We start from the raw sequence: 1,512 nt of genomic DNA on the forward strand, positions 1-1,512 counted from the left end.
TTTAAAATAGTGAATGATTATTCACTCGGAGGTGATCTATGACGGACAGACAAGATGCGGTAAGAAGCCTCTTCACCACGAAAAGTGCCAGAATCGACACCAATCGCGGTGACGCTTACTACCGGAAACTCTACGCGCAGTGCAAAGCGCGTCTGGCGGAGCTGAAAAGACTCGAACCGCTCGGCAACCGGGTCGAACTGGCCGAAGTGCTGAGTGACGAAGGGTATGAGCGGCGCGATTTTATGAAGTGGGTCAGCGCCACGACGGCGATGCTGATGCTGCCGAGCTTTTTCGAGCCCCTGGTGGCCGAGGCGGCGGAAGTGATGAACCGGGTCCCGGTCATCTGGCTGGAGCTCCAGGATTGCGCGGGCAACACCGAGGCGCTGCTGCGCAGCGACGGACCGAAGATCGACGAGATCATTCTCGACATCATCAGTCTGGAGTTCAACGAAACGATCATGGCGGCGGCGGGCCATCAGGCCGAAGCGCAGCTGCACGATGCGATGGAGACCTTCAAAGACAAATATCTTCTCTTCGTTGAAGGTTCCGTCCCCACGGGTGCAGGCCGCGAATGGTGTACGATTGGACCGGGTGGCGAAACCTTCGAAGAGCATCTGCTGAAGGTGGCAAAACACGCGGCAGCGGTCGTTGCGGTGGGTACTTGCGCCACCTTCGGCGGTGTGCCGGCAGCCGCACCCAATCCGACCGGTGCCGTGGGAGTGATGGATCTGATCAAAGGCAAGCCGATCATCAACATCCCGGCATGTCCGGCCAACCCGGCCAACATGGTGGGAGTGATTCTGCACTACGTGCTTACCGGGCAGATTCCCGAGCTCGACTCGCTGCTGCGGCCCAAGTTCGCCTTCGGCTATCGCATCCACGACAACTGCGAACGACGTGCCCACTTCGACGCGGGCGAATTCGTCGAGGAGTGGGGCGACGAAGGGGCGAAAAACAACTTCTGCCTCTACAAAGTGGGCTGTAAGGGTCCGATGACCTTCAACAACTGCTCGATCATCCGCTACAACGAAAGCGTCAACTGGCCCGTCGGCGTCGGACACGGCTGTATCGGCTGCTCCGAGCCCGACTTCTGGGACAAATACGCCTACGAAAGACCGATGGCGGATGCCCATATCAAACCACCGACGGGAGGCGTGGAAAAGACCGTCGACGAGTTCGGTCTGGGGGTACTGACCGCGACGGCCATCGGAATCGGCATTCACGCGGCGGCCAGTGTCGTAGCTGGCAAGAAATCTGAAGAGGGAGAAGATCAATGAGCAAGCATATCGTAGTCGACCCGATCACCCGGATCGAGGGACACCTTCGTATCGAAGCGGTGATCGATGACAACAACACCATTATCGACGCCTACAGTTCGTCGACGATGTTCCGGGGGATCGAAACGATTCTCAAAGGGCGCGATCCGCGGGACTGCGGATTGCTGGCGATGCGGATCTGCGGGGTCTGTACCGGGACCCACTATCAGCGCAGCATCGAGGCGGTGGAGCACGC

Annotated in this window: 2 protein-coding genes; both read left to right on the plus strand. The window is 59.0% G+C overall.

Annotated features, from left to right (window positions below; genetic code table 11):
* Window positions 1–38 precede the first annotated feature (38 nt).
* Complete coding sequence (locus Q1K23_RS08140) at window positions 39–1,277, plus strand: hydrogenase small subunit (protein ID WP_300363696.1); 1,239 nt, start codon at window positions 39–41, stop codon at window positions 1,275–1,277.
* A partial coding sequence (locus Q1K23_RS08145) for a nickel-dependent hydrogenase large subunit (protein WP_300363698.1) occupies window positions 1,274–1,512 on the plus strand: 239 nt, incomplete at its 3' end. The genes Q1K23_RS08140 and Q1K23_RS08145, both read left to right, overlap by 4 nt.

It is taken from the genome of Hydrogenimonas sp. (genome assembly GCF_029933015.1).
In the GTDB taxonomy this organism is placed as follows: domain Bacteria; phylum Campylobacterota; class Campylobacteria; order Campylobacterales; family Hydrogenimonadaceae; genus Hydrogenimonas.

What these genes read in the sequence shown, in the direction of transcription:
- Q1K23_RS08140 (WP_300363696.1), top strand. Translation starts at nt 39, where the DNA reads ATGACGGACAGACAAGATGCGGTAAGAAGCCTCTTCACCACGAAAAGT.